Origin of the sequence: Streptomyces nymphaeiformis, from assembly GCF_014203895.1 — a bacterium.
Lineage (GTDB): Bacteria > Actinomycetota > Actinomycetes > Streptomycetales > Streptomycetaceae > Streptomyces > Streptomyces nymphaeiformis.
On record NZ_JACHJY010000007.1, the window covers coordinates 262633 to 288423 of the forward strand.

Below are 25791 nucleotides of genomic sequence, written 5' to 3' on the forward strand. Positions count from 1 at the left end.
CAACTACTGAGAGGCCGTCGGGTTACGGCCGGCCGGCCTCGGATCCGTACGCGGCCGCCACCGGCCGCCGCCCGCGCACCCAGGCGAACAGCAGCAGCGAGGCGGCCGCAGCGAGCGCGCACCAGGTCGAGACGAACGCGGTGCGCCATAGGAGGGCGCAGACGACCGCTCCGACGCCGGTGACGAGTCCCAGAATCCGTAGGAGCCGGTCGCGGGCGAGGAGCAGCGCTCCGACGGTCGCGAGCAGGTATCCGGCGAGGACGAGCGGGGCGTACGGCAGGTCGACGGCGTAGCCGAGGGTGCGGCCGCGGATCTCGGCCGCGACGGGATGGACGGCGAGGCGGTACGCGAGGACGACGGCGGTCACGAGGCCGGCGGCGAGCGGTACGAGCAGGCGGGGACGGTCGGCGGGGCGGGCGGCGGTCAGGACGCCCAGCGGCACCCAGAGGGGCAGCAGGGGAAGCGCGATCGCGGCCCAGGCGAGGGTGGCGGGTCCGGTGCCGCCGCCCGCGTGCCAGACGGCGGCCTCCACGACCTGGTGGGCGCCGAGGAGGAGGGGCAGGGCGGCGAGCGGTGCGTCCCCGGGGCGGCGTACGGAGGCGAGGGAGGCGACGCCGACGGCGGCGATCCCGAGGCCCGCCCAGAGGTCGGCGGTCGCACTCCAGCACATGGGAACTTTTTACCCTATATACCGCAGAACGGGTGGAACCGTATCGTGGTGGTGGTTGTCTCTTCCAGTGACACCACTGTCCCCGGAGCAGCAGAAATTGGGGGACGTCATGCTTCACCGCCACACCCTCGCGGCCGTCGCCGCGGGAATCCTGCTGACCGCCGGGATCGGCGCCACGATCCCGGCAGGCGCCGCCGATGCCCCTGCCCTGAACGCCTCGACCCCGGCCACGGCCCAGGTCGTCAACGTCCGCTGGGGCGGCCACGCCACCTTCGACCGGCTCGTGATCGACGTCCGGGGGGCCTTGCCCCCGGTCACCGTCCATCAGGTCCGCTCGCTGCACTACGACGGATCGGGAAACAGGGTCCCGCTCGCGGGGAAGCACTTCCTGGAGATCAAGCTCTCCCCCGCGACCGCCCACGACGATGCCGGCCGGTCCGTCTATCACGGCCCCCGGCTGCTGAAGATCTCTCTGCCCGCGCTCAAGGGGGTCGCTCTGACCGGCGACTTCGAGGGCGTGGTCACCATCGGAGCCGCCTTCGACACCAAGCCCGACTTCAAGACCTTCCGGCTGCACTCGCCGGAGCGCTTCGTCGTCGACATCGCCCACCCGATGGCGGGCTGCGGCGCCTGAGCGCGCACGGGTGGGGCCCGTCCCGGTGGACGGGCCCCACCGTCACGTTCCGGTGGGGCCGCTCTCCACGTACACGGTGGAGCCGGTCCTTCGCGCCCGGTCGATCTCGACGAGGCGGGCGAACTCGCGCGGGTGCATCTCCCGCTCCCATTCGTCCAGGGTCCGCAGGCGGTACTCGCTGTGCTCCTCCGGGTCGAGGACGACGGAGGCGATCTGCTCGTCCGTCAGCTCGCCCCCGTCGAAGATGAAGCCGATGTGGTTGGCCGGCCAGTCCTCGCCCCGGTGCGTGACGAAGTCGGCGGCGAGGAGGCGCGGCTCGCCGGTGAAGACGAGCCCGGTCTCCTCGTGGCACTCGCGCACGGCGGTCTCCCAAGGGGTCTCCCCCGGGTCCATGTTGCCGCCGGGCCACTGCCACGACTCCATCGTGTAGGTGGCCCGCAGCTGGAAGGGGCGGCCGGCGGTGTCGGTGAAGTAGAGGCAGGCGTACGCCGTCGCTCTCGGCAGCGTGTCGACGTACTCGGCGGGCGGCAGCCAGGTGTTCGCCATGGGCGGCTCTCTCTCGACGGACCGGATGGGTCGCTTCCATCCAAGCGGTCCTGAGCGGGCCGGCCGGCGGCTCGCGAGTGGATCACCGGATCGTGTGAGAGCCGCCGGACGGTCAGACGGCGGAGACCAGTCCCGCCTCGTACGCGATGATCACGAGCTGTACGCGGTCGCGGGCGTCCAGCTTGGCGAGCAGCCTGGTCACGTAGGTCTTCGCGGTGGCGATGCTGATGTGGAGCGTGCCGGCGATCTCGGTGTTGGAGAGGCCGCGCCCGACGAGGGTGAGGACCTCGCGCTCGCGGTCGGTGATGCCCTCGGCGCGGCGGCGCGGTGCGGCGGGCGCGGTCCTGGGGCGGTCGGTGAACTGCTTGATGAGGCGCCGCGTGACACTGGGCGCGATGAGGGCGTCGCCGGAGGCGACGACGCGGACGGCGGCCAGGATGTCGTCCAGGGCCATGTCCTTGACGAGGAATCCGGACGCGCCCGCGTGGAGCGCCGCGTACACGTGGTCGTCGTCGTCGAAGGTGGTGAGGACGACGACGCGGGCGCCGGTGGGGCCCTCGGTGATGACGCGGGTGGCCTCGATGCCGTCCGTGCCGGGCATCCTCAGGTCCATGACGGCGACGTCGGCGCCGGTCTCCTCGACGAGACGGACGGCCTCGGCGCCGTTCGCGGCCTCGCCGACCACGACGAGGTCCGTCGTGTCGGTGATGACCATCCGGAGCGCGGTGCGCACCAGGGGCTGGTCGTCGGCGAGGACGACGCGGACCGGCTGCTCGGCGGTGGTCTGGCTCATCGGGGGGTGACTCCTGTGGGCAGGGGAAGGCGGGCGGTGACGCGGAAGCCGCCGCCGGGGCGGGGTTCCGCGCTGAACTCTCCGTGCAGCACGGCGACGCGCTCCCGCATCCCGGTCAGTCCGTACCCGGAGCCGGTTCCGGGGCTCACGCGCGCGTGGCCGGGGACGGGGCCGCGGTCCTCGACGGTGACGGCGAGGGTCTCGGGGTCGCGCTGGTCCACGGTGACGGTGCAGGAGTCGGCACCCGAGTGCCGTACGACGTTGGTGACGGACTCCTGGACGATCCGGAAGGCGGAGAGGTCGATGTCCGGGGGGATCGGGCACGGGGCGCCGGCCCTGCGGACGGCGACCCGGACGCCGGCGTTGCCGGTGAGTTCGACGAGCCGGTCGAGGGCGGCGAGACCGGGCATCTCGGGCAGTCCTGGCAGTTCGACGGGAGCCGCGGGGCAGCCGACGGCCGCCGGATCCGGCTCTGGTCCGGCCACCGTCTCCGGGTCCGCCGTGCGCAGGGCGCCGACCAGGCGGCGCAGGCCGGCGAGGGTCTCGCGGCTCGCCGTCTCGATCTCGGTGAGGGCCTGGCGGGCCGCCTCGGGCTGCGTCGCGATCACGCGCCGGGCGGCGCCGGCCTGGAGGGCGACGATGCCGATGCTGTGGGCGACCGTGTCGTGCATCTCTCGGGCTATCCGGAGGCGTTCGCTGGTGACGGCCTGCTCTGTGGCCTGTGCGCGGCTCCGTTCCGCGTACTCCCGGGCCTGCCCTTCCGAGCGGCCGAGGAGCCAGGCCACGAGGGCGGTCAGGGCGACGGCCAGGGTGCTCGTGGTGCCGGCTTCCCAGCCGGCGAGCAGACGGACGGCCACGTAGACGACCAGCAGGCCTTGAGCGAGCAGGAGCGCCCGCCAGGCTTCGCCGCGGGGGCGGGCGGCGGCGATGGCGTACAGCGCGACGTCGACCGCGAGGTACTGGGCGAAGGGGATGGCGTCGACGCCGAGGGGGGTGGCGGCGATGACCGAGGCGACGAGGAAGTGGTTGAGGGCGGCGGTCGGACGCCGGGCGAGGAGTGCGCCGCCGCGCAGGGTGACAAGGGTGGCGACGGCCAGCATGGTGAGGCCGTCCCAGCGCAGGATGATGAAGCCGGGGAAGACGTCCGGCTCGTCCTGGCCGGGCACGCGGATCCGGAGGAGGGCGGTGAAGGCGATGCCCGCACCCCAGGCGACGGCGGCCCACCCGCCCGGCGTGACCCTTTTGAAGAACTGTGCTGACGGGGTGGCGGACATGCGGTGATCGTAGAGGGCGGTCACCGGCCCGGACATCGGACCGGGGGTGTACGACCTGGGGTGACAGGACCCCCGGGCGATTGTCCGTGCTGGTCCGATGCCCGGCGCGGGTCCCGGGCGGCACGGTGGTTCCCATGATCGAAGTCAGGGAACTCACCAAGCGCTACGGCGCCACGACCGCCGTCGACGCGCTCACCTTCACCGTCCGACCGGGCCGGGTCACCGGATTCCTCGGCCCCAACGGCTCGGGCAAGAGCACCACGTTGCGGATGATCCTGGGCCTGCACGCGCCGACCAGCGGTTCGGTGACGGTCGACGGCCGGCCGTTCACGGACAGGCCGCGCGGCCTGCGGCACGTCGGCGCGCTCCTCGACGCCGGGGACGTGCACGGGGGCCGGACCGCACGGTCCCATCTGGCGGTCCTGGCCCGCAGCAACCGCATCCCGCTCTCCCGGGTCGACGAGGTCCTGGAGGAGGTCGGGCTCGTGGCGGCGGCCAGGCGCCGGATCGGCGGGTACTCGCTGGGCATGCGGCAGCGGCTCGGCATCGCCGGCGCGCTGCTGGGCGACCCGCCGGTGCTGCTGTTCGACGAGCCGCTGAACGGCCTCGATCCGGAGGGCGTGAAGTGGGTACGGGGACTCTTCCGGCGGCTGGCCTCAGAGGGCCGCACCGTCTTCGTGTCGAGTCATCTGATGACGGAGATGGAGCACACGGCGGACGAGCTGGTGGTCATCGGCCGGGGCGCGCTCATCGCGGCGGAGAGCCTGTCCGAGTTCGCCGCGCGGGGCAGGCGCCTGAGCGTGACGGTCGGCACTCCGGACCGGGCGCGCCTGACGGCGCTGCTGCTCGGGGAGGGCGCGGAGGTCGAGGAGGAGGCCGGTCTGCTGACGGTGACCGGTCTTCCGGCGGCCCGCATCGGCGAACTGGCCCTGGAGCACCGGGTGCTGCTCGACCAGCTCACCACCCGTACGGCCTCCCTGGAGGAGGCGTTCATGGAACTGACCGCCGACAGCGTCGAGTACCTGGCAGGAGACGCCCGATGACGACCCTCGATGTTCGCGTGGCCTCCGTGGTGGAGCCCCGTGCCCGTTTCCGTGACCTGGTGGGGTCGGAGTGGCTGAAGCTGTGGTCGCTGCGCTCGACGGGCTGGTCGCTGCTGCTCGGCGCGCTCGCCGTGGTCGCCTTCAACTTCGGCACCGCCTGGGACCACTACCGCTACTGGCTCCAGTACGACGAGGCGAGCCGGGCCGGGTTCGTGGCGAACGGCATGGCGCTGTGGGACGCCTTCACGTACAACGCGGCGCTGGTCCTGATCCTCGCCTCGGCCGCCATGGGGGCGGTCGCGGTCGTCGGCGAGTACGGCAGCGGACTGATCCGCACGACGTTCACGGCGGTACCGGACCGGGGCTCGCTCATGGCCGCGAAGGTGCTGGTCGTGACGGTGGTGCAGACCCTCTTCGGGGCGGTGGCCTCGGGCGCGTCGTTCTGGTCGACGCAGGCGATGCTGTCGGCCCGGGACATCGGGCTGCCGATCACCCACCCGGGCGCGCTGCGCATCGTCGTGGCCTCGGCCCTTCTCGCCCCGGTGTGCGCCGTGGCGGGGATGGCGGTCGGCGCTCTGCTGCGCAAGAGCGCGGTCTCGATCGTCGGCGCGTTCGTCCTGCTCCTGCTGCTGCCCGCGGTGCTCACGGAACGGCGTCATCTGAGCGCGGTCCTCGCGCACGCGACACCGCTGCACGCCTGGCAGCGGCTCGGGGACGCGGGACCGGCCGTCCAGGAGCCGTTCCCGTGGTCGACGGGCGGCGCGTGGCTGGTGTTCGCGCTGTGGGCGCTGGGCGGGGCCGTGGTGACGGTCCTCGCGGTGCGGCGCCGGGACCAGTAGCGGTCACAGGGAGCGCCGCAGCCGGCGGCGGACGAGGTGCTCGTGGACGAGGCGCCCGGCGAGGGCGCCTCCGTACACGACGAAGCCGACGCCGACGAGCCAGGACTGCAGGACGAGGACCGTGCCGAACTGGCCGTACGTCACGGCGTTCGAGGCGATCAGCGGGGAGAAGACGAGCTGCGAGAAGATCCGCAGCCCGAGCAGGCCGAGCGCGGTGAGGACGGCGCCGGGGGCGAGGGCGCGCCAGCGGATGCGGCCGCAGAGCAGGAAGCGCTGCGACCACCAGAAGAAGACGAAGGTGCCGAGGACGTCGCCGAGGGCGACGACGACGGTGACGCCGGCGGGCGCCCGGTCGGGTGCGGGGAAGGCGACGAAGAGCAGCAGGGCCGCGACGAGGACCGCGAGCCAGACGACGTGCCGCCACATGGTGTGCCAGCGGGCGGTGGGGAGGTCCCAGACCCGCTCGTACCCGGTCTGTACGGCGGATCCGAAGGTGACGCCGAAGGCGGCGAGGGCGGCGAGGCCGAAGGCGGTGGTGCGTTGCAGGGCCTGTCCCGGCTGGCCGAAGAGCCGCTCGACCTGCTCCTCGGAGACGTCGGACACGCCGAGGCCCTGCACGAGCCAGCGGGCGAAGCCCTTGCCGCTGGCGAGGTCGGCCGCGGCGACGACGATGAGCAGCGGGACGAGGGTGAGCAGGCTGAGCGCCGCGAAGCCCATGGCGCGGTGCATGAGTTCCATGGCCCGGCCGCGGCTCCAGGCGAGGCCGACGGAGGAGGCGAGCACGCGCGCGTGGAGCCGCGCGAACCAGTGGCCGTGTTCGTCGGGGGCACCGTCGCGCGGCGGACCGGGTGTGGAGGGCATGCCTGGTGAAGTACCCGGCCGGGCGCCGGCGCATCGCAGGGATGCGGCCGAACGGATGACGTGAGCAGGCGCGGCGATGGGAGGGGAGCGGGCGGGTCTGTGGTGGGGCGTCGGCCGGCGCGGGTGGGTGTGTGGTGGACCGTCAGCCGGCGTGGCGCGGGCGGGCGGCCGGGCCCGGGCGGACGGTGACGTCGCGGGGTGAGAGGACGGCCCGCTCCTCGCCCTCGCACTGGACGACGACGCGGACGGGGGCGCCGCAGTCGGTGTGCCGGATGTCGAGGACCGGGCCCTCGGGCTCGGCGGCGTGGGTGTCGCCCCACTGCTTGAGGGCGAGGAGCACGGGCCAGAGGTCGACGCCCTTGCGGGTGAGCCGGTACTCGTGGCGGGTGCGGGCGCCGGGTTCGCGGTAGGGCTCGCTGCGCAGGACGCCGGCGGCGACGAGTTTGCGGAGCCGGTCGGCGAGGACGGCCTCCGAGAGGCCGAGGTGCTGGCGGAACTCGTCGTACCGGCGGACGCCGTTGAAGGCCTCGCGCAGGATGAGCAGGCTCCATTTCTCGCCCACGACGTCCAGTGCGCGGCGGACCGGGCAGTTCTCCGTATCCGTCTCCAGCCAGTTCATCCGCCCACTGTAGCCACCTGGCTCTGCCGTTGACAGTCAGCCGACACGGAAGCTAGCTTCGCTGTACAGAGTCAGCTGGTGAGCGGAGTGGAGTGGTGATGGGGCGGTCACGCACGGTCGAGTGGGAGGACGCCGGGGCCACCGCGCGGGCCGCGATGTCGATGGAGGGCATCGACTTCCTGCGGGAGATGGTGGCGGGACGGCTGCCCGGGCCGCCGATAGCCGCCCTGCTCGGCTTCACCCTGGAGGAGGTCGAGCCGGGGCGCGCCGTGTTCGCGATGGAACCGGGCGAGGAGCACTACAACCCGATCGGGAGCGTGCACGGCGGGGTCTACGCGACGCTGCTCGACTCGGCCGCCGGCTGCGCGGTGCACAGCACGCTCCCGCGCGGCATGGCGTACACCTCGCTCGACCTGTCGACCCGGTTCCTCCGCCCGGTCACGATGGACACGGGCAAGATCCGGGCCGTGGGCACGGTCCTCTCACAGGGGCGCCGCACGGCCCTCGCGGAGGCGGGCCTGTACGACGCGGAGGACCGGCTCCTCGCTCACGCGACGAGCACCTGCATGCTCTTCCCGGTTCCTTCGTAGCCGTCTTTCAGCGGCTGCCGGGGGCCGGGCGGGTGCGGGTGCAGCCGTCCGGAGCCACATCCGGGACACCGCTGGCCTGGAGGGCGGCACTCACCAAGGTGGCGAGCAGGTCGATGTCCGAGCCCATGTCCAGACGGACCGTCACCCAGCCGGATCCGGCCCGCAGCCGGACCGCGCTCGACCCGAGGAGCGCCGGGCGCAGCTTCGCGACCATGGCGCGGGTGAGGTGGACGTCCGCCTCGTGCTCGCCGTGGAAGTGGACGATCTCCTGCGTCCCGGTGCCCAGTCCGAGCTCGGCGCCGCAATGGGCGCGGCCGGGGGTCAGCGAGGGCCAGCTCATCAGACGTTCACTGGCATGCCTGGCCGTGTTCATACGAGGAGCGTGCCGGGCGCGGGGGCCGTGCACAAGCGTCCTGCCGCAACAATCCCGCCGCGGCGCAAAACAGGTCGTCGGCGGGGGTGGTGTGACCGTGCGTCACGGCAGCGCGCGGGAAGGATGTGACTCGGTGTCACGGTCCGGGGCGGGCACGGACGCGGGCCGCGAGGACGGCGACGTCGTCCTCCGCGTGGTGCGCGTCGAGGCGCCGGAGCACCTCCTCGACGACCCGCTCGGGGCCGCAGTCCCCGGGGAGCCGGAGGGCGGCGAGACGGGCGAGCGACACGTCGATGTCCTCCCCGCGGCGTTCGACGAGGCCGTCGGTGAAGATCAGCAGGGTCTCGTCGGGGGTGAGCGGGCGCGTGGTGGGTTCGTAGCCTCCGACGCCGGTGCCCAGCGGCGGTCCCACCGGGAGGTCGACGAGCTCCGCGGAGCCGTCCGCGCCGAACACGGCGGGCGGCAGGTGCCCGGCGTTGGCGAAGGTCGCGGTGCCGCGGGACGGATCGACCTGGACGAGCAGACAGGTGGCGGGGCGGCGGGCGTCGTCCTCGGCGACCACCGAGTCGAGGTGGCGCAGCACCCGGTGCGGCGGCAGATCGGTCGAGGCGACCTCGCGGAGCGCGGCGCGGTAGGCGTTCATGTCGACGGCCGCGTCGAGGCCGTGGCCCATCACGTCGCCCACGACGAGGAGGCTGCGGCCGTAGTGAAGGCGTACGGTCTCGAACCAGTCGCCGCCGACGAGCGCGCGCGGGCCTGCCGGAAGGTAGCTGCCCGCGACCTCCAGGTTGGGGTGCGGCCGGCCCGGTTCGGCGACGAGGGCGCGCTGGAGGTGGAGGGCGGTGTCCTCGGTGGCGGCGAGCCGGCGGGCGTGACCGAGGTGCCGGGCGGCGAGCCGGGCCACGTGCTGGAGCACCGCGACCTCGTCGGCGGAGAACCCGGGCCCGCCCCGTCTGACGATGACGGTGCCCATGGGTCGCCCACCGGGGACGGCGAGGGGTACGGCGAGGCTGGGGGCCGTGTCGGCGCCGGCGCCGGGTGCGAGAGGCCTGCTGCCGCCGGTGGCCTTGTCGCTGCGCGTGGCGGCCCTGCCGCCGCCGGTGGCGGCCGTCGGCGCCGTGCTGCCGATCCCGGCGCCGGCCGCTCCCGCCAACGCCACCCGGCGGATCGGGCCTCCCGGTTCGTCGAGGAGGTCGACCGTGACGGAGCCGTGCAGGTGGCGGGCGAGCAGGGACGCGAGTTCGCGGCACGTGGTCGTCTCGTCGAGCGTCGTGCCGATCTCGCCGATCGCCTGCTCAAGGGCGCGTGCCCTGGTCAGGAGGGCCTCGTCCCGTTCCGTCACGACACCTCCACCGCCGTGCGGGCATCCGGGTGCCACACCCGGTCCCCCCATTGCACCAGCGCCCGGCGTCACACGCGCGGCACGGGGCTCTCGCGGGACGGTTGTGCGCCGGTGGCCGATCTGATCAAGTACACCTGAGGCTACTGGCCAGTAAGAGTTTTCGCTTCCCGGGGGGACAGCCATGACGACCGGATTCTTCACCTCCGTCGACGACGTCGCCGAACGGCTCGCCACGACCGGCTACCTGGCGTCGCCGGCCGTGGCCACCACCGTGTTCCTCGCCGACCGGCTGGGCAAGCCGCTGCTCGTCGAGGGCCCGGCCGGCGTCGGCAAGACGGAGCTCGCCAAGGCCGTCACCGCGGTCACGGGCGCGCGCCTGGTCCGGCTGCAGTGCTACGAGGGCGTCGACGAGTCCCGCGCGCTGTACGAGTGGAACCACGCCAAGCAGCTGCTGCGCATCACGGCAGGGCGGGGCGAGACCTGGGACGAGACCCGGACGGACATCTTCGGCGAGGAGTTCCTGCTCCCCCGGCCGCTGCTCACCGCCATCCGGTCCGAGGAGCCGACGGTGCTGCTCATCGACGAGACCGACAAGGCCGACGTCGAGGTGGAGGGGCTGCTCCTGGAGGTCCTCGGCGACTTCCAGGTGACCGTGCCCGAACTCGGCACGATCACCGCGACGCGACGGCCGTTCACCGTGCTCACCTCGAACGCGAGCCGCGAGCTGTCCGAGGCGCTGCGCCGGCGCTGTCTCTTCCTGCACATCGGCTTCCCCGAGGAGGAGCTGGAACGCCGGATCGTGACCCTCAAGGTCCCCGGCCTCGACGCCGCCCTCGCCGCGTCCGTCGTCCGGGTCGTGGGGGCGCTGCGGGCGATGGACCTGCGGAAGGTGCCGTCCGTGTCGGAGACGATCGACTGGGCCCGCACGCTGCTCGCGCTCGGCGCGGACCGGCTGGACGAGCGGGTCGTACGGGAGACCCTCGGCGTCCTCCTCAAGCACCGGGAGGACATCGTGAAGGCGGCGGCCAAGCTCGACCTGGACGCGGTGTGAGCCGGGCGGACGGCGCGGGCCCGGTGGGTACGGCCGGGGCTGCGGGAAGCCCGGCGGACGCGGCCGGCACCTCCGGGGCCGTCGCGCGGATCACCGGGCTCGTCGCGGCGCTGCGTGCGCACGGGTTCGGGATCGGGACCGGTGAGACCGTGGACGCGGGGCTGGCCCTCGAAGCCGTCGGCTTCGCCGACCGGGAGCGCGTCCGGGAGGCGCTGGCGGCGACGCTGCTCCACGGAGAGGGCCAGCGAACGGTGTTCGACCAGGTCTTCGACCTGTACTTCCCGCTCGGCGCCGCTCCGGAGTCGGCCGAGGCGTACGAGAACACCGCCACGGACCTCGCCGCGCTCCGGGACCGGCTGGCGGAGGCCCTCACCGCCGGGGACGGCGCCGCGCTCGACCGGCTTGCCGCCGAGGCGGTGGGCGGGTTCGGCGGCTACGGCTCCGGTCCGGAGTCGGACGGCTGGTCCTCGTACCAGACGCTCTCCCGGCTGCGGCCCGAGACGCTGCTCGCCCGGGTGCGCGACCGGCTGCGGGCGGCGGCCACGGCCGAGGACCCCGAGTTCACCGAGCGGCTCCTCGACGACGAGATCCGGCGGCGTATCGAGGCCTTCCGCGAACGGGTGCGGACCGAGGCCCGGCGGCGCGTCGCCGAGCGGCAGGGCCGTGACCGGGTCGCGCGGCGGGCGGTCGCGGGGACGGCGGACGGCGTGGACTTCCTGCTGGCCGGGCGGGCGCAGCTGGACGAGCTGCGGCGTACGGTACGGCCGCTGGCGCGGAAACTGGCCACCCGGCTCGCGGCGCGGCGGCGCCGGGCGGCGCGCGGGGAGATCGATCTGCGGCGGACCCTGCGCGGCTCGCTGTCGACCGGGGGCGTGCCGGTGCGGCCGGTCCTGCGACGACGTCGCCCCCGCCGTCCCGAACTGGTCCTGCTGTGCGACGTGTCGGGGTCGGTGGCGGGCTTCGCGCAGTTCACGATGCTGCTCGTGCAGGCCTTGCACGACCAGTTCAGCCGGGTACGGGTCTTCGCGTTCGTCAACCGGGTGGACGAGGTGACCGGGCTGATCGCGCGGGGCGCGGCGGACCCCGCGGGGCTGGGCGACCGCATCCTCGCGGAGGCGGAGCTCACCGGGTGGCACGGGCAGAGCGACTACGGGACGGCGCTCGGGGAGTTCGCCGAGCGGTACGCGGAGGCGGTCGGCCCGCGCACGGTGGTCTTCGTCCTCGGCGACGCCCGTACGAACGGTGCCGACCCGAACCTCTCGGCGCTGCGTCTCATCGCGGACCGTGCCCGCCGGGTCCACTGGCTCAACCCCGAGCAGCCCTCGCTCTGGGGCACCGGCGACTCGGTGGCGCCGGCGTACGCCGATCTCGTGGAGATGCGCCCGTGCCGGAACGCCCGCCAGCTGGGGGCGCTGATCGGCCGGCTGCTCCCGGTGTGAGCACCGGGGCTCCGCTCCCCCGCCCCATCCCGTCGACCGTTGACCATCGACCGGAGACCGGAGACCGGCTCCCGGCTCCCGGCTCCCGGCTCCCGGCTCCCGGCTCCCCAGCGTGGCACGATCGGTCCATGGCCAACGGATCCGACCTACCCGAGACCGACCTCCCGCGCGGGATCGGCGCGCCCGCGACGCGCGCGCTCGTCGCCGCCGGGTACACCACACTCGCCCAGCTCGCCGACGTGCCCGCCGCCGAGCTCGCGGCCCTGCACGGAGTGGGCCCGAAGGCCCTTCGGGTGCTCGGCGAGGCGCTCGCGGAGCAGGGTCTTTCGCTGGGCTGAGCACCGGCCGGTTGTACGAGGGGCGGGCCCTCGAACTAGCGTGGCCTCCATGGAACTCTTGGGAGAGATCACGGCCGACCGCCCGCTGTTCGTCCTCGCCGTCAAGGAGGAGGCGCAGTTCCTCGACACGGAGCTGCCCGTCCTGCTCACCGGCATGGGCAAGGTCAACGCGGCGACCGCCCTGGCGAGCGTCCTCGGCCGGGGCCCGAAGCCGTCCGGGATCGTGAACCTCGGGACGGCCGGGGCCCTGCGGCCGGGCTGGACCGGGACGCACGTCGTCGGCACCGTGGTCCAGCACGACCTGGACGGCGAGCTGCTCGCCACGCTGACCGGCGAGACGTACGGGGCCCCGCTGACGCTGCCCGACGGCGGTGACGTGGTCCTGGCCACCGGGGACACGTTCGTCTCGGACGAGGCGGCCCGCGCCCGGCTCGCGGTGCGCGCGCCGCTCGTCGACATGGAGGGGTACGCGCTGGCCACGGCGGCCGAGCTCGCCGGGGTGCCGCTGCGCATCGTGAAGCACGTCAGCGACGAGGCCGGTGACGGCGCGGCGCGCACCTGGCGCGAATCGGTCGCCGAGTGCGCGCGGGCGCTGGCCGACTGGGCGGAGGCGAACACCCCGCACTACCGCTCCTGAGCCCTCCGCGAGACGGAACGCGGACCCCGGGTTCACGTGCGCCGGGCCGGGACACCGAAACGATCCGGCCCGGCCCGGCCCGGCCCGGCACCGATGGACGAACCGTCCTCGGCAGGCCTCCGCCCCGACTCCCCTCCCCCGTCCTGCCGTCCCGCCGCCCGGAACGGCCTTGACAGCGTGGAATGCCGCCTGCCTAAGGTGAGGCGTCCCCGTCCCGCATCCGGACGGGACCGGAACCGGGGGGAGGCTCACGTGCTCGCAGTGATCACCACCGCGCACGCCCCCGCCCGTTCGCGTGCCCGCCTGGTCTGCCGCCGGCACGTCGACTTCTGCCGCACCTCCTCGGCCATCTGTCCTTCCCCTCGCGCCTGACCCCGCCCCGCGTGGGTCCGCGCGTCCCGTGACGTCCCGTCGCCCGGCCCCCTGCAGCCGTGCCCCGCACCGCTGCCGTGCCGTCGCGCGTCCCTGTCGTTCGGAAGGACTCCCATGCCCCGCCCTGCCCTGCACCTGGCCGTCGAGATCGACGGCGACGGTGCCCATCCGGCCGCGTGGCGCCGTGCCGCCCACTCCCCCGGCGAACTGCTGACCCCGCGTCGGCTCGCCCGGGTGGCGGCCGTCGCCGAGAACGCCGGGTTCACCCTGGTCACCCTGGAGGACTCGATCCTCCCGCCCGGGGCCGACGGCGGCTCCGGTCCCGTGGGACGGATCGGCGCCGTGGAACGGGCCGCGTTCGTGGCCGCGTCGACGAGCGTCCTCGGCGTGGCGCCGGTCGTGGCGACCACGTACGCCGAGCCGTTCCACGTCTCCTCGCAGCTCGCCTCGCTCGACCACGTCTCGGCCGGCCGGGCCGGCTGGGTGGTGGGGGCCGAGGAGGATCCAGCCGCCGCGCGCGCCTGGGGACGGCCGGTCGTCGAGGGCGCGGACGCGCTCGCCCGTGAGGCCCGTGACGGCCTCCGTGTCGTACGGGACCTGTGGGACTCGTGGGAGGACGACGCGGTGATCCGGTCGGTGGCCACGAGTCGCTATCTGGACCGGTCGCGGCTCCACGCGGTCGACTTCGTCGGGGAGACGTACTCCGTGAAGGGCCCGTCGATCGTGCCGCGTCCGCCGCAGGGCCGTCCCGTGGTCCTCGCCCGCCCGGGGCTCGTCCCGGCCGGTCTCGCCGACGTGGCGCTGGTCGGCGGGGCGACGCCCGCCGAGGCGGGAGAGGCCGCGAGGGCGGCCGGCGCGCCGCTCGCGTTCGCCGAGGTCGAGGTCGCCCTCGACACCCCCGGTGAGTCGGCCCGGGAGCGGATCGCCGACCTGGAGCGGTACTCCCCCTGGCAGCCCGGCCCGAACCGGCTGCGGTACACCGGCCCCGCGGCGGGTCTGGTGGACCTCCTGGCGGAGCTCGCCGGACAGGTCGACGGCGTGCGGCTACGACCGCTCGTCCTCGACGAGGACCTGGCGGTGCTGTCCCGTCTCGTGCTGCCCGAGCTGTTCGTCCGCCGCCTCGCCGCCCGCCCGCTGCCGGGCACCACCCTGCGTACCTCCCTGGGCCTCCCCCGGCCCCTCAGCCGCTTCACGACCGACGGCGCCGCCACGCCCGTCCGGGAGGAGACCCGATGACCCGAACCGACGCGAACGACGTTCCCCGCCCGGACGCCCGGCTGCACTTCGGGGTGTTCTTCCAGGGCGTCAACCACTGGACGATCTGGTCGGACCCCTCCAGCGGCTCCCAGATCGATCCGGCGACCTTCCTGAAGGTGGCGAGGACCGCCGAGCGCGGGCTCTTCGACGCGTTCTTCCTCGGGGACGGCCTGCGGCTGCGCGAGTCGGAGGGCGGCATCCACGAGCTGGACGTCGCCGGCCGGCCGGACTCGATCACCCAGCTCTCCGCGCTCGCCGCCGCGACCGAGCGGATCGGTCTCGTCTCGACGTCCAACACGACCTTCAACGAGCCCGGCGACCTCGCCCGGCGGCTCGCGGGTCTCGACCTGCTCTCCGGCGGCCGCGCCGGCTGGAACGTGGTGACCACGCACAACGCCTGGACCGGCGAGAACTTCCGCCGCGGCGGCTTCCTCGACCACGCCGACCGGTACCGGCGCGCCGAGGAGTTCCTCACGGTCGCGCGGGCCGTGTGGAACGGCTGGGCGGAGGGCGCCGTCGCCGCTTCCGCCGACGCCCGTTCCTGGTCGGTGCCGGGTGCGGTGGGACGCGTACGGTCGCGGACCGACCACTTCGACGTCGATCTGGCGCCGACCCTGCCGCGCAGCGCACAGGGGCATCCGGTGATCTTCCAGGCGGGCGACTCCGGCGAGGGCCGGGACTTCGCGGCCCGCAACGCGGACGTGATCTTCTCCGCGCACGGTACGGACTTCGACGACGCGCTGGCCTTCGCCGAGGACGTCCGGGGCCGGCTGCGGGCGGCCGGGCGGCCGGAGGACGCCCTGCGGATCCTGCCGGGCACGGAGATCGTCATCGGGGCCACCGAGAAGGAGGCGGAGGAGAAGGCCCGCTGGGTCCGCCTGGAGCAGGTCACGCCCGCCGTCGCGCTGGGCATCGCGAGCCGGCTGTGGGGCTTCGACCTGTCCGGGCGGGACGCGGACGGGCCGCTGCCGGCCGAGGACCCGGTGGTCGCCGAGTACGACGGGAAGTTCGGCACCCGTCAGCTGGGCGAGACCCTGGACACCGTGGCCGAGTGGCGGGCGAAGGCCGACGCCAACGGCTGGTCCCTGCGCGAGACGGTCATCGAGCTCGGTCCGCAGCGCGGTCACGTCGGCACCCCGGCCGGACTCGCGGAGGAGTTCGCCCGGTTCGCCCGGCACGGCGCCGTCGACGGCTTCAACATCTCGCCGTACCTGGTGCCGGACGGACTCGACGACATCGTCGACCTGCTCGTGCCGGAGCTCCAGGAGCGGGGCGTGTACCGGACGGCGTACACGGGCACGACGCTCCGGGAGCACCTGGGGCTCGCGCCGGCGGTCTGACACGGGGGCCGGGGCGGGGACACCGCCTCGGCTCCTGCGGCTTCACCCCAGCGGCAGTTCCAGGAAGGCCGGCGCGTCCTGCGGAGAGCTGACGACGGTCTGCGTCCACGTGACGGATGCGTCGCCGTACAGCGGGTCCTTGCTGTCGACGACCAGCATCAGACGGTGTCCCGTGTCGATGTCGTACGCGGCGGCCTGGAGCCTCCAGGTCACGGTGCGGTCCTGGTCGGGCGTCAGCCCGTACACGCTGAGCGGCTCGTGGGTGATGATCCGGGCCGTGCCGTCCTCGGCGACGTCGAAGAGGTGGGCGACGAGGCAGGCGGAGGCGGCCGTGGAGCGGACCGTGAGGCGCAGGCGCGGCACCCCGCGGATCCGGCGGCCGGCCGTGCCCTCGCCCTCCGGGGCGGTGAGCGGGGCGGTGGTCCAGACGACGGCGTGCCGGCGGTCGATCTTGCGGGTGTCGTAGGTCTTGGGGCTGCCGGCCCGTTCCGCCTGGCCGGTCTTCATGAGGCCGTCCATGACGGTGGCCTCGGTGTCCACGCCCGCGAGGTACGCGCGGCGCCAGCCGGTGACCTCCGAGGGCGCCGACGTCTCGCCCGCGGGCAGGAGCCGGCCGTCGGTGCCGCCCGCGCCGTCGCCGGTGAGGCCGAGGACCTCGACACCCGCCGTGACCCGGCTCCAGTCGGCGCGGCTCTCCCGGCGGGCCTCCTCGACGATGCGGCGCTCGCCGGTCGGCTCGCCCGTGCCGGGGTCCAGGACGGGTGCGGTGACGTACGTGAACATGACCTCGTTGCAGACCTGTTCCCAGTCCTCCACCCCGTTGCGCTCGCCCTTGAGGTGGTGGTCGAGCCAGGCGTACGCCTCGGCCAGGGGGAGGTTCGGTCTTCCGGGCTCCGTGCCGACGAGTCCCGGGCCCTCGGGGGCGGCGTGGTCGCCGATCCAGAGGTTGAGCCGCTTGGGGACGTCGAGGCCCTCGAAGGTCCGCAGGAGCTGGTTGACGGCGAAGAGGCCCTCGTGCCAGGTGTTCGAGAAGAAGGTCGGGGTCTCGTTGTCGTTGGTGAGGTGGAGGTACGACTCGGGGGCGCGCAGCCGGCCCCATTCGACGACCCGGTCGAGGTTCCGGTCGGCCAGGAAGTCGGCGAGGACCTCCTGGTTCCTCGCGTCGAACTTGGTCTCCACCGGGCCGCCGGTGAGCGCCAGGAGTGCCTTCACGGCCGCGAGGTGGCGGGTGCCGTGGTCGTAGAGGCTGGTGGCGAGGTTGCCCCAGGTGCTGAGGGCGACGACGGCGGTGACGCGGTCGTCGTGGGCGGCGACGAGCTGGCTGATGCCGGAGCCGTAGGACTCGCCGAGGAAGCCGATCGCGCTCGGGGCGAGGTGATCGGTCGCGAAGTCGATGACGGCGGAGCCGTCGGCCCAGTCGTGGGGTCCCGCGACGTCGACGAAGCCCTCGGAGGTGGAGGGCAGTCCGGGGATGCCGAGGCCGCGGGGCGTGTAGGCGAGGACGTGGTGGCCCCTGCGGGCCAGGTCGAGGTACGCCCGGAGGAACAGCGGCCAGCCGAAGGGGGTCCAGCCGGCCGGGACGACCACCAGCGGGTGGGGGCCGGGGCCGAGCTGCCGGAGGCTGAGGGCGGAGAGCCGGATGCCGTCCGTGGCCTCGATGCGGTGGTACGCGGGCAGGGCGCGGCTCCGTACCTCCTCGACGTCCGCGGCGAGTTCGGCGGGGAGCAGGGCCTCGGGTCCTTCGCCGGTGCCGTTCAGGAGCGCGGTCGTGAGGGTCTGGCCGAGCCGGACGACGTCGGGGTCGACGGTGCCGTCGGGGGCCCAGAGGCCGCGGCCGGAGAGGCGGGAGGCCTCGGCCGCGGTGAGGCCCGCCGTGATGCCCGGGAAGCCGGGGAATTCTTCGGACGATCCGTTGGCGAAGGGACTGGCCTGGGGCACGTGCATCCGTTCCTCTCGACTGGGCTGCCGGCGGTCCGCTCTGCGGACGGTCGCAAGCCTCACGTACCGGGAACGGAGCGACCAGAGCGCACGAACGGCGCACAGGACGCGCAACCGGGCGTCAACGGCACAAGCCGCCCCCTGCGGGTGGTTCGGGAGGTCACGGCCGGCGCCCGTCGGGCGGCTCCGGTGGGTCCGGCGCGGTCGCGTCAGGCGGTCTCCGGCGGGCGGACCACGAGGACGGCGGCCACGTCGTCGTCGAGGCCGCCCGCCCCGTAGGCGGCGAGGTCGCGGTGGAGGAGCTCGGGAAGCTCCGCGGCCGGCTGCCGGGCCCAGCCGCGCAGGCGCAGCTCCAACGGGTAGAAGGTGCCGGCCCGGTCGCGGGTCTCGCTGACGCCGTCGGTGTAGAGGAGCAGCCGGTCGCCCGGGCCGAAGGGCACCTCCTCGATCCGGTGGTGGTTGTCGGCGAGGCCCGCGAGGTTGACCGGCAGGGAGGGGTCGGCGAAGTGCACGGGCTCGACGCCGCTCCTGCGCTGGAGCAGCGGGGCGGGGTGGCCGCAGCTGAGGAGCCGTGCGACGTCACGGCCGTCGGGGAGCTCCACCAGGACCACGGTGGCGAAGCGTTCGGCGGCGTCGGAGTCCGGGTCCCAGGCGCCGTAGCGGGCGAGGCCCTCGTCGAGCCGGTCCGCGAGGTCCGCGAGGTCGCGCGCCTCGTTGACGGCGGCGCGGAAGGAGCCGAGCAGGACGGAGGCGGTCTCGACGGCGCCGAGGCCCTTGCCCTGGACGTCGCCGAGCATGACGCGCACCGCGCCGGGGATCCTGACGGCCTCGTAGAAGTCGCCTCCGATCCTCGCCTTGGCCGCGGCCGCGACGTACAGCAGATGCAGTTCGAAGCGGCCGAGGCGCTCGGGCAGCGGGCGCAGGACGACCCGCTGGACGACCTCGGCGACGGCGGTGACCTCCTGCAGGTCCCGCTCGTAGCGGGTCCTGACCCGGCTGACCCAGGCCGCGACGGCGGTCGCGGCGGCGATGACGGCCTCGCTGGCGAGGAGCTCGGAGGGGGACGTCACGTCCCTGGTGGGGTTGAGGAGCAAGCGGGCGGCCATGGCGAGCAGCCCGATGCCGATGGTCCCGCGCACGCTCCAGGTGACGGCGGCGAGCGCGGGTGCGGCGACGAGGAGCCGGTCGAAGCGCTCCCGGTCCGGGGTGAGCAGGTCGGCGAGGACCGTCAGGGCCAGGACCAGGAAGGGCAGGGCGCGACCGAGGTTGAACTGGGTGCGCGTCGCCGTGCCGGGAGGCGGGCGGTGACCGGCTGCGGGCATCTCATGATCGTACGCAGGGCTGTCGGCGGCGCCCGGGTGGCGCGGGCTCCGGGCGTGTCCCGCCGCGGTCCGGGCGGCCGGGGAGGGCGAGCGCGGCGGGGAGGGCGAGCGCGGCGATGGCCGCCAGGGCCGGGAGGGCGGCGCCCCGGGCCGGTACGAAGCCGCCGTCCGGGACGAGGGCGAGGAGCAGGGTCGCGGTGGCGACGCCGAGCGCGGGGCCGACGTTCATCACCGTCTGCTGGAGGCCGCCGGCGACGCCGGCGTGGGCCTCGGGGGCGCGGTGCACGACGACGGAGGTCGCGGTGACCATGAGCGTGACGAACCCGGCGCCGATGAGCGCGGACGCACCGCCGACGGCGGCCGCGCCGGCCGTCTCGTCGAGTCGGGAGAGCAGCGTGACCCCGAGCGCGAGCAGCGCGGCCCCGGTGGTCGCGGTGCGCCGGGGCCCGAAGCGGCGCTGGAGCGACGGGCAGAGCAGCGCGCCGGGGACCATGAGGACGGCGAGGGGGAGGAAGCGCAGCGCGCAGGCGAGGGGGTCGAGCCCCTGGACGTCCTGGAGGAAGTACGTGACCACGAAGAGCGCGCCGGAGAGGGCGGCCGAGGCCGCGAGGAGCACGGCGAGCCCCGCGACGACCGGCACGCTCCGGAGCAGCGCCGGGGGCAGCAGGGGGTCCACGACCCGCCGCTCGTGCCGCGCGAAGGCCGCCCCGGCGGCGAGGGCCGCGCCGCAGGCGAGCAGGGCGGTCCCGCCGCCTCCGGGGCGGGACGCCTGGTCGAGCCCGTGAACGAGCAGCCCGAGCGCGGCGGCGAGCAGGAGGGCGCCGAGCGGGTCGAGCCCGGCGGGGCGGGACTTCGGGCGTTCGGGCGCGTGCGCCGGGCGGTCGTCCCGCGTTGTCAGGGCCAGCAGCCCGATCGCCAGGGTCGGGGGCACTCCGAGGAGGAAGACCGCGCGCCAGCCGTACGAGGAGACCAGGGCGCCGCCGATGACGGGGCCGGTCGCGGCGGCGAGGCCGATGGCGGCGGTGCGGACGGCGATCGGGGTCGCGAGCCGCTCGGGCGGGAAGGCGGTGCGGAGCATGCCGAGGGTGGCGGGCTGGAGGAGCGCCCCGCAGACGCCCTGGAGCACGCGCAGAGCGATCACGGCGCCGATGCCGGGTGCCAGGGCGATCCCGGTGGAGGCGGCGGCGAAGCCGAGGGCGCCGACGGCGAAGACCCGGCGGTGGCCGTACCGGTCGCCGAGGCGGCCCGCGAGGACGAGGAGGCTCGCGACGGCGACGAGGTAGCCGGTGCTGGTCCACTGCACCTGGCCGACCTGGGCGTGCAGGTCGCGTTGGAGGGCGGGCTGGGCGACGGTCAGGACGGTGCCGTCGAGGGCGACGACGGCGGCGCCGACGACGCTGCAGGCGAGGGTGCGGTTCACCGGGCGGCACCCCCGAGGTGGGCGTCGAGGGCGGCGGCCAGGAGGGGGCCCGGGTCGTCGCCGCCGGTGGCGAGGCGGAGGCTGCCCCAGTGCCAGAGCTGGGCGATGCCGTGCAGGTTGGCCCAGAGGGCGCCGGCGAGGACGGCGGGGTCGGCCGCCGGGCGGACTCGGGCGACGAGTCCGACGAGGTGGGCGAAGAGCGGCAGGCTGGTCTCGCGCAGTCCGAGCCGGCCGCTCTCCAGCAGGTCGTGCCGGAACATCAGCTCGTACATGCCGCGCCGGGTGTCGGCGTAGTCGAGGTAGACCCGGGCGAGCACCTCGATCCGCTCGCGCGCCGGGGCCCCCTCGGGGTCCTCCTCGGCGACGCGCGCGGCGAGTTCGGCGAAGCCCTGGCGGGCGATGGCGGACAGCAGGTCCAGGTGGGTCGGGAAGTACCGCCGCGGGGCTCCGTGGGAGACGCCGGCGCGGCGGGCGATCTCGCGCAGGGAGAGGGCCTGGGCGCCTTCGGCGTTCACCAGCTCGACGCCGACCCGGACGAGCCGGACGCGCAGTCCGTCCTCGCGGGTGTCTTCGGAAGCGTTCTCGTGCAAGGGCATAGACACTGTCTATCAAGATCGAGTAGACAGTGTCTACCCGACTTCGCGCCGCGATCCGTTACACTGGGCGACAGCGAAGGGGAGTAGCCCTGCGAACCGGTCGTCGACACACTGGAACCCCCGGGTTCCCGGTGACCGGGTCCGCGTACGACGCGGACGGGCGAGACCTTCGGCCAGGCAACAGCCACGTCCGCGTTCTCGTGGGCGTGGTCCGTCATGCCGGGCCGAGTGGTCCTCCCGTCGCCCACCGAGGTGTCGTGCGGAGCCGCGGGGCCCGGACCGAGCAGAGAGCCCCGGTATGCACCTCGACCCCTTGGCGATCCTCACCGCCTTCGGGCTGATCTTCCTCGCCGAGCTTCCCGACAAGACGATGTTCGCGTCCCTCGCCATGGGCACGCGCATGCGTCCGCTGTACGTGTGGATCGGCACCTCCACCGCCTTCCTGGCCCACGTCGCCATCGCGGTGGGCGCCGGCAGCCTGCTCGGGCTGCTCCCGGGCTGGACGGTCAAGCTGGTCTCGGCCCTGATGTTCGGCTTCGGCGCGTTCATGCTGCTGCGCGGCGGGGGCGACGACGACGAGGCCGACGAGGGCGGCCGGACGGTCAGCGGCTTCTGGCCCGTCTTCTCGACCGCGTTCATGGCCGTCTTCATCAGCGAGTGGGGCGACCTGACCCAGATCACCACCGCCAACCTGGCCGCCACCAACGGCACCTGGTCGACGGCGATCGGCTCCTTCGCCGCCCTGACGACGGTCTCCGCCCTCGCCCTGATCGCGGGTCGCTTCATCGCCAAGCGCGTCCCGCTCAAGACCGTGCAGCGCATCGGCGGCGTCTGCATGGCGGGCCTTGCGATCTGGTCCCTGACCGAGGTCTTCACCGGCTGAGCGGCCACCCGCCCCGGCGCACGCCCCTTCCCGCTCCGGGAAGGGGCGTGCGCCGTTCAGGGGCCGGTGGAATCATGCGACGCATGTCCACCACCTCCGAACCGGCCGACCGCCTCGCGGCGTTCGGGAACCAGCTCGTCGACGTGCACCTCTGGCTCCGCGAGGAGCTCGCCCGCCTCCGCGAGGACCTCGACTCCTTCCTCTCCGGCGGCGGCGCCCGCCCCCGCAACCTCCGCGCGCGCTGCCTCGCCTTCTGCACCGCGCTCACCCGCCACCACACCGCCGAGGACCAGGGCGTCTTCCCCGTCCTCGCCGAGACGCATCCGGCGCTGCGGCCCGTGCTCGACGAACTGGCCCGCGACCACGTGCAGGTGGAGGAGATCCTGGTCCGCCTCCAGGAACTCCTCGACACGCTCCCGGCCGAGCCGGGGACCGACCCGGACCCGGCGGAGGTACGGCGGGTGCGCGGCGAACTGGACGGTCTCGTCGCGCTGGTGCAGTCGCACTTCACGTACGAGGAGAAGAAGCTCGTCTCGGCCCTGAACGAGCTCGGCACCCCGCTGCCGGACGACTTCGCGCTCCGCGACCTGACCGGCGGCTGACCATCGGCGGTGCCGGGCGGGCATCCTCGTCCGGCCTCTTGATGAAGCAATGAATCACTGCTTCACTCCTTCCATGCCCTACCGACGCACCCCCGCCGTCCAGGCCCGGCTCGACGCCCAGCGCGGCTCGGTCGTCGACGCCGCCCTCGGACTGCTCGCCGAGCAGGGGTACGCGGGCTGCACGATGGCCGCCGTCGCCGCGCGCGCCGGAATCGCCACGGGCAGCGTGTACCGCCACTTCCCGAGCAAGGCCGAACTCTCCGTCGAGCTGTTCCGGACGGTGGTGAGCCGGGAGGTCGCGGCCGTCTCCGAGGCGGCCGGGCACCCCGGGCACGGATCGGCGGCCGAGCGGGTGGTCGCCGTGATCGAGACCTTCGCCCAGCGGGCCCTGAAGTCGCCGCGCCTGGCCTACGCGCTGCTCGCCGAACCGGTCGACCCGGCCGTGGACGCGGAGCGGCTCGTGTTCCGGCGCGCGTTCCGGGACGTGTTCGCCGCGCGCGTCGAGGAGGGCGTGCGCTCGGGCGAACTGCCGCCGCAGGACGCGGTCCTGACGGCCTCGGCGCTGGTCGGGGCGGGCGCGGAGGCGCTCGTCGGGCCGCTGGCGGAGGGGTCCGTGGGGCCCGAGACCGTACCCGCACTCGTCACGTTCACCCTGAGAGCTCTGGGAGTTCCCGATGCCGCCCACGCATGAGGTCACCAACCAGGTACCGCCGCTGACCGGTTACGACGTCTCCGCCGATCCCGCGCTCCTGGAGGCGCTGCGCCGCGAGGGCGCGGGCTGGGCCGAGGCCGAGGTCCGCGAGCTCGGTGCGAAGGCGGGAGGCGAGGAGGCCCAGGAGTGGGGGCGGCTCGCCGAGCGCCACTCCCCCGTCCTGCACACCCACGACCGGCACGGGCACCGGATCGACGAGGTCGAGTTCCATCCGTACTGGCACGAACTGATGGACACGGCCGTCCGGTACGGGCTGCACGGTGCTCCCTGGCGCGACGAGCGGCCGGGCGCACACGTGGCGCGCGCGGCCAAGGTGTTCGTGTGGGGGCAGGCCGACGCCGGACACCTGTGTCCCGTCTCCATGACGTACGCGGCGGTGCCCGCGCTGCGCGTCCAGCCGGAGCTCGCCGGGGTGTACGAGCCGCTGCTGACCTCCTCCTCGTACGACTTCGGGCTGCGGGTGCCGACGGAGAAGCGCGGGATCATCGCCGGGATGTCGATGACCGAGAAGCAGGGCGGCTCGGACGTCCGGGCGAACACGACCCGGGCGGTGCCGACGGGCGAGCCCGGGCAGTACGCGCTGACCGGCCACAAGTGGTTCACCTCGGCGCCGATGTCGGACGTCTTCCTCACCCTCGCGCAGGCCCCCGGCGGCCTGTCCTGCTTCCTGGTGCCCCGGGTGCTGCCCGACGGCACCCGCAACGCGGTCCGGTTCCAGCGCCTCAAGGACAAGCTGGGCAACCGGTCCAACGCCTCCTCCGAGATCGAGTACGAGGGCGCCCTCGGCACCCTGGTCGGCGAGGAGGGGCGCGGGGTGGCGACCATCATCCGGATGGTCAACATGACGCGGCTCGACTGCGCCATCAGCTCGGCCTCCGGCATGCGGCTCGGGCTCGTGCAGGCCGTGCACCACGCCACGCACCGCGAGGCGTTCGGGGCGCGGCTCGCGGACCAGCCGCTGATGCGGAACGTGCTCGCGGACCTGGCGGTGGAGGCGGAGGCCGCGACGGTCGCGTCGCTGCGGCTCGCCGGTGCGGTGGACCGGGCGGCGCGCGGTGACGCCGAGGAGGAGCAGCTGCGCCGGCTCGGGCTCGCGGTCACCAAGTACTGGGTGTGCAAGCGGGCGCCCGCGCACGCGGCCGAGGCGCTCGAATGCCTCGGCGGCAACGGCTACGTGGAGGACTCGGGCCTGCCGAGGCTCTACCGGGAGTCGCCGCTGCCGTCGATCTGGGAGGGCTCCGGGAACGTCGCCGCGCTCGACGTGCTGCGGGCGATGGTCCGTCAGCCGGAGGCGGTGGAGGCGTACTTCGCGGAGGTCGACCGGGGCGCGGGCGCCGACCGGCGGCTCGACGCGGCGGTCGCGGGCCTCCGCAAGGACCTCGCGGGGCTCGGCGACCCGGAGGCCGTGGCGTACGGGGCACGGCGGCTCGTCGAGCGCCTCGCCCTGGTCCTCCAGGGTTCGCTGCTCGTCCGGCACGGCCACCCGGCGATCGCGGACGCGTTCTGCGCCTCGCGCCTGGCCGGGGACCGGGGCCTCGCCTTCGGGACGCTGCCGGCGGGTGTGGACACGGCGGCCATCATCGCGCGGAGCGGCCCGGACGCGGTGAGCACGCCGGCCTGACCGATCCCACGGCGTCCCCCGGGGTTCCTTCGTGTCGGACAGGATCTGACCTACTTCACGCCTAGCGTCACTCCTGTCCGGCACCGAGGGTCACATCGACGGAGGGATCACCATGCCCGAGCAGAGCGGCACCACCCCGAAGGGCTACACGACCGTCGCCCCCTGGGTCGTCACCGACGACACGGGAGCCTTCCTCGACTTCGTCGCCCAGGCGTTCGGCGGCGAGGAGCTCGCGCGGGTGGCCACCGAGGACGGCGGGATCGGGCACGGCGAGATCCGGGTCGGCGACACCGTCGTGCTGGCCTTCGACCGGCGCGCGGACTGGCCGGTCCTGCCGAGTCTGCTGCGCGTGTTCGTCGCCGACGCGGACGAGGCGTTCGACCGGGCCGCCGCGGCGGGCGCGCGCGTCGTGACCCCGTTGGCCTTCGATGCCTTCGGGCAACGCGGCGGGCGGGTCCGGGATCCCTTCGGCAACATCTGGTGGGTGACGAGCGTCGTCGAGGAGGTCTCCGAGGACGAGATGTGGCGGCGGCTCCAGGACCCCGGGTACGCCGAGACGATGCGCGTGGCCCAGGCGACCCTCGACGCCGAGCTCAGCGGTCGCGACCACGGCCGCAGCAGCGCCCCGGTCGGCCCGACCGGCTGACCGCCCGGTCGGTGTCCGCGCCGTGTCTCTGCG

At 74.3% G+C, this 25791-nt stretch carries 27 protein-coding genes; 15 read left to right on the top strand and 12 right to left on the bottom strand.

The genetic code is table 11. The features are described from left to right. Positions 1-22: 22 nt before the first annotated feature. Complete coding sequence (locus GGE06_RS24575) at positions 23-670, bottom strand: DUF6629 family protein (protein ID WP_184931727.1); 648 nt, start codon at positions 668-670, stop codon at positions 23-25. A gap of 109 nt (positions 671-779) precedes the next feature. Between GGE06_RS24575 and GGE06_RS24580 the strand changes: the two genes are divergently transcribed. Then, positions 780-1304, top strand: coding sequence for an AMIN-like domain-containing (lipo)protein (locus GGE06_RS24580; RefSeq protein ID WP_184931728.1), 525 nt, complete (start codon positions 780-782; stop codon positions 1302-1304). 42 nt (positions 1305-1346) lie between these two features. Here the strand turns inward: GGE06_RS24580 and GGE06_RS24585 are convergent, their stop codons facing one another. The 3 genes from GGE06_RS24585 to GGE06_RS24595 form a co-directional block, all read right to left on the bottom strand. After that, a complete protein-coding gene (locus GGE06_RS24585) occupies positions 1347-1850 on the bottom strand; it encodes an NUDIX domain-containing protein (RefSeq protein ID WP_184931729.1) in 504 nt (167 codons plus the stop codon). A 112-nt stretch (positions 1851-1962) separates the two neighbouring features. After that, positions 1963-2643, bottom strand: a complete 681-nt coding sequence (locus tag GGE06_RS24590) for a response regulator (RefSeq protein WP_116164359.1) — start codon at positions 2641-2643, stop codon at positions 1963-1965. Further along, positions 2640-3917, bottom strand: a complete 1278-nt coding sequence (locus GGE06_RS24595; protein ID WP_184931730.1) for a sensor histidine kinase — start codon at positions 3915-3917, stop codon at positions 2640-2642. Before GGE06_RS24595 ends, GGE06_RS24590 begins: the two co-directional genes overlap by 4 nt. Before the next feature lie 134 nt (positions 3918-4051). Here GGE06_RS24595 and GGE06_RS24600 point away from each other — a divergent pair, with 134 nt between their 5' ends. Together GGE06_RS24600 and GGE06_RS24605 are read left to right on the top strand one after the other, a co-directional pair. Next, on the top strand, positions 4052-4960 hold the full coding sequence (locus tag GGE06_RS24600; RefSeq protein WP_116164355.1) for an ABC transporter ATP-binding protein: 909 nt from the start codon (positions 4052-4054) through the stop codon (positions 4958-4960). After that, a complete protein-coding gene (locus GGE06_RS24605) occupies positions 4957-5799 on the top strand; it encodes an ABC transporter permease (RefSeq protein ID WP_116164353.1) in 843 nt (280 codons plus the stop codon). Before GGE06_RS24600 ends, GGE06_RS24605 begins: the two co-directional genes overlap by 4 nt. A 3-nt stretch (positions 5800-5802) precedes the next feature. Here the strand turns inward: GGE06_RS24605 and GGE06_RS24610 are convergent, their stop codons facing one another. Beyond that, the gene (locus tag GGE06_RS24610) at positions 5803-6660 is read right to left on the bottom strand and encodes a YhjD/YihY/BrkB family envelope integrity protein (RefSeq protein ID WP_116164351.1); all 858 of its coding nucleotides are present in this window, start codon (positions 6658-6660) and stop codon (positions 5803-5805) included. Positions 6661-6802: 142 nt separating this feature from the next. Next, complete coding sequence (locus tag GGE06_RS24615) at positions 6803-7279, bottom strand: winged helix-turn-helix transcriptional regulator (protein ID WP_184931731.1); 477 nt, start codon at positions 7277-7279, stop codon at positions 6803-6805. Positions 7280-7377: 98 nt separating this feature from the next. On the opposite strand from GGE06_RS24615, the gene GGE06_RS24620 reads away from it, so the two are divergent. Continuing rightward, a complete protein-coding gene (locus tag GGE06_RS24620; RefSeq protein WP_184931732.1) occupies positions 7378-7869 on the top strand; it encodes a PaaI family thioesterase in 492 nt (163 codons plus the stop codon). A gap of 7 nt (positions 7870-7876) precedes the next feature. Here GGE06_RS24620 and GGE06_RS24625 read toward each other — a convergent pair whose 3' ends face one another. Beyond that, positions 7877-8242, bottom strand: coding sequence for a luciferase domain-containing protein (locus GGE06_RS24625; protein WP_220378561.1), 366 nt, complete (start codon positions 8240-8242; stop codon positions 7877-7879). Positions 8243-8378: 136 nt separating this feature from the next. Next, a complete protein-coding gene (locus tag GGE06_RS24630) occupies positions 8379-9584 on the bottom strand; it encodes a PP2C family protein-serine/threonine phosphatase (protein ID WP_312883275.1) in 1206 nt (401 codons plus the stop codon). 181 nt (positions 9585-9765) lie between these two features. Here GGE06_RS24630 and GGE06_RS24635 point away from each other — a divergent pair, with 181 nt between their 5' ends. From GGE06_RS24635 to GGE06_RS24660, 6 genes are all read left to right on the top strand, one after another. Further along, a complete protein-coding gene (locus GGE06_RS24635) occupies positions 9766-10635 on the top strand; it encodes an AAA family ATPase (RefSeq protein WP_116164341.1) in 870 nt (289 codons plus the stop codon). Positions 10636-10724: 89 nt separating this feature from the next. Beyond that, positions 10725-12074 (top strand): VWA domain-containing protein, encoded by a 1350-nt coding sequence (locus GGE06_RS24640; RefSeq protein WP_184931946.1) that lies wholly within the window; start codon positions 10725-10727, stop codon positions 12072-12074. 128 nt (positions 12075-12202) lie between these two features. Further along, complete coding sequence (locus GGE06_RS24645; protein ID WP_116164339.1) at positions 12203-12412, top strand: helix-hairpin-helix domain-containing protein; 210 nt, start codon at positions 12203-12205, stop codon at positions 12410-12412. 49 nt (positions 12413-12461) lie between these two features. Continuing rightward, complete coding sequence (locus tag GGE06_RS24650; RefSeq protein ID WP_181924785.1) at positions 12462-13049, top strand: nucleosidase; 588 nt, start codon at positions 12462-12464, stop codon at positions 13047-13049. A gap of 486 nt (positions 13050-13535) precedes the next feature. Continuing rightward, positions 13536-14657 (top strand): LLM class flavin-dependent oxidoreductase, encoded by a 1122-nt coding sequence (locus GGE06_RS24655; RefSeq protein WP_184931734.1) that lies wholly within the window; start codon positions 13536-13538, stop codon positions 14655-14657. Beyond that, positions 14654-16018, top strand: coding sequence for an NtaA/DmoA family FMN-dependent monooxygenase (locus GGE06_RS24660; protein WP_184931735.1), 1365 nt, complete (start codon positions 14654-14656; stop codon positions 16016-16018). The genes GGE06_RS24655 and GGE06_RS24660 overlap by 4 nt, the downstream gene beginning before the upstream one ends. 42 nt (positions 16019-16060) lie before the next feature. On the opposite strand, the gene GGE06_RS24665 is transcribed toward GGE06_RS24660, so the two are convergent. The 4 genes from GGE06_RS24665 to GGE06_RS24680 form a co-directional block, all read right to left on the bottom strand. Then, positions 16061-17962: a CocE/NonD family hydrolase C-terminal non-catalytic domain-containing protein gene (locus tag GGE06_RS24665; protein ID WP_246532724.1), complete on the bottom strand. Its 1902-nt coding sequence runs from the start codon at positions 17960-17962 to the stop codon at positions 16061-16063. A gap of 203 nt (positions 17963-18165) precedes the next feature. Then, the gene (locus tag GGE06_RS24670; protein ID WP_116164329.1) at positions 18166-19278 is read right to left on the bottom strand and encodes a PP2C family protein-serine/threonine phosphatase; all 1113 of its coding nucleotides are present in this window, start codon (positions 19276-19278) and stop codon (positions 18166-18168) included. A 1-nt stretch (position 19279) separates the two neighbouring features. Beyond that, entirely contained in the window at positions 19280-20698 is a 1419-nt protein-coding gene (locus GGE06_RS24675) for an MFS transporter (protein WP_184931737.1), read from the bottom strand. After that, on the bottom strand, positions 20695-21288 hold the full coding sequence (locus GGE06_RS24680) for a TetR/AcrR family transcriptional regulator (RefSeq protein WP_246532725.1): 594 nt from the start codon (positions 21286-21288) through the stop codon (positions 20695-20697). Before GGE06_RS24680 ends, GGE06_RS24675 begins: the two co-directional genes overlap by 4 nt. 304 nt (positions 21289-21592) lie before the next feature. Between GGE06_RS24680 and GGE06_RS24685 the strand changes: the two genes are divergently transcribed. From GGE06_RS24685 to GGE06_RS24705, 5 genes are all read left to right on the top strand, one after another. Further along, positions 21593-22177: a TMEM165/GDT1 family protein gene (locus GGE06_RS24685; protein WP_116164323.1), complete on the top strand. Its 585-nt coding sequence runs from the start codon at positions 21593-21595 to the stop codon at positions 22175-22177. A gap of 83 nt (positions 22178-22260) precedes the next feature. Continuing rightward, complete coding sequence (locus GGE06_RS24690; RefSeq protein ID WP_184931739.1) at positions 22261-22779, top strand: hemerythrin domain-containing protein; 519 nt, start codon at positions 22261-22263, stop codon at positions 22777-22779. Positions 22780-22852: 73 nt separating this feature from the next. Then, on the top strand, positions 22853-23470 hold the full coding sequence (locus GGE06_RS24695) for a TetR/AcrR family transcriptional regulator (RefSeq protein WP_116164319.1): 618 nt from the start codon (positions 22853-22855) through the stop codon (positions 23468-23470). Beyond that, a complete protein-coding gene (locus tag GGE06_RS24700) occupies positions 23454-25112 on the top strand; it encodes an acyl-CoA dehydrogenase family protein (protein WP_184931740.1) in 1659 nt (552 codons plus the stop codon). Before GGE06_RS24695 ends, GGE06_RS24700 begins: the two co-directional genes overlap by 17 nt. 112 nt (positions 25113-25224) lie before the next feature. Further along, positions 25225-25758: a VOC family protein gene (locus tag GGE06_RS24705; RefSeq protein ID WP_184931741.1), complete on the top strand. Its 534-nt coding sequence runs from the start codon at positions 25225-25227 to the stop codon at positions 25756-25758. Positions 25759-25791: the final 33 nt, after the last annotated feature.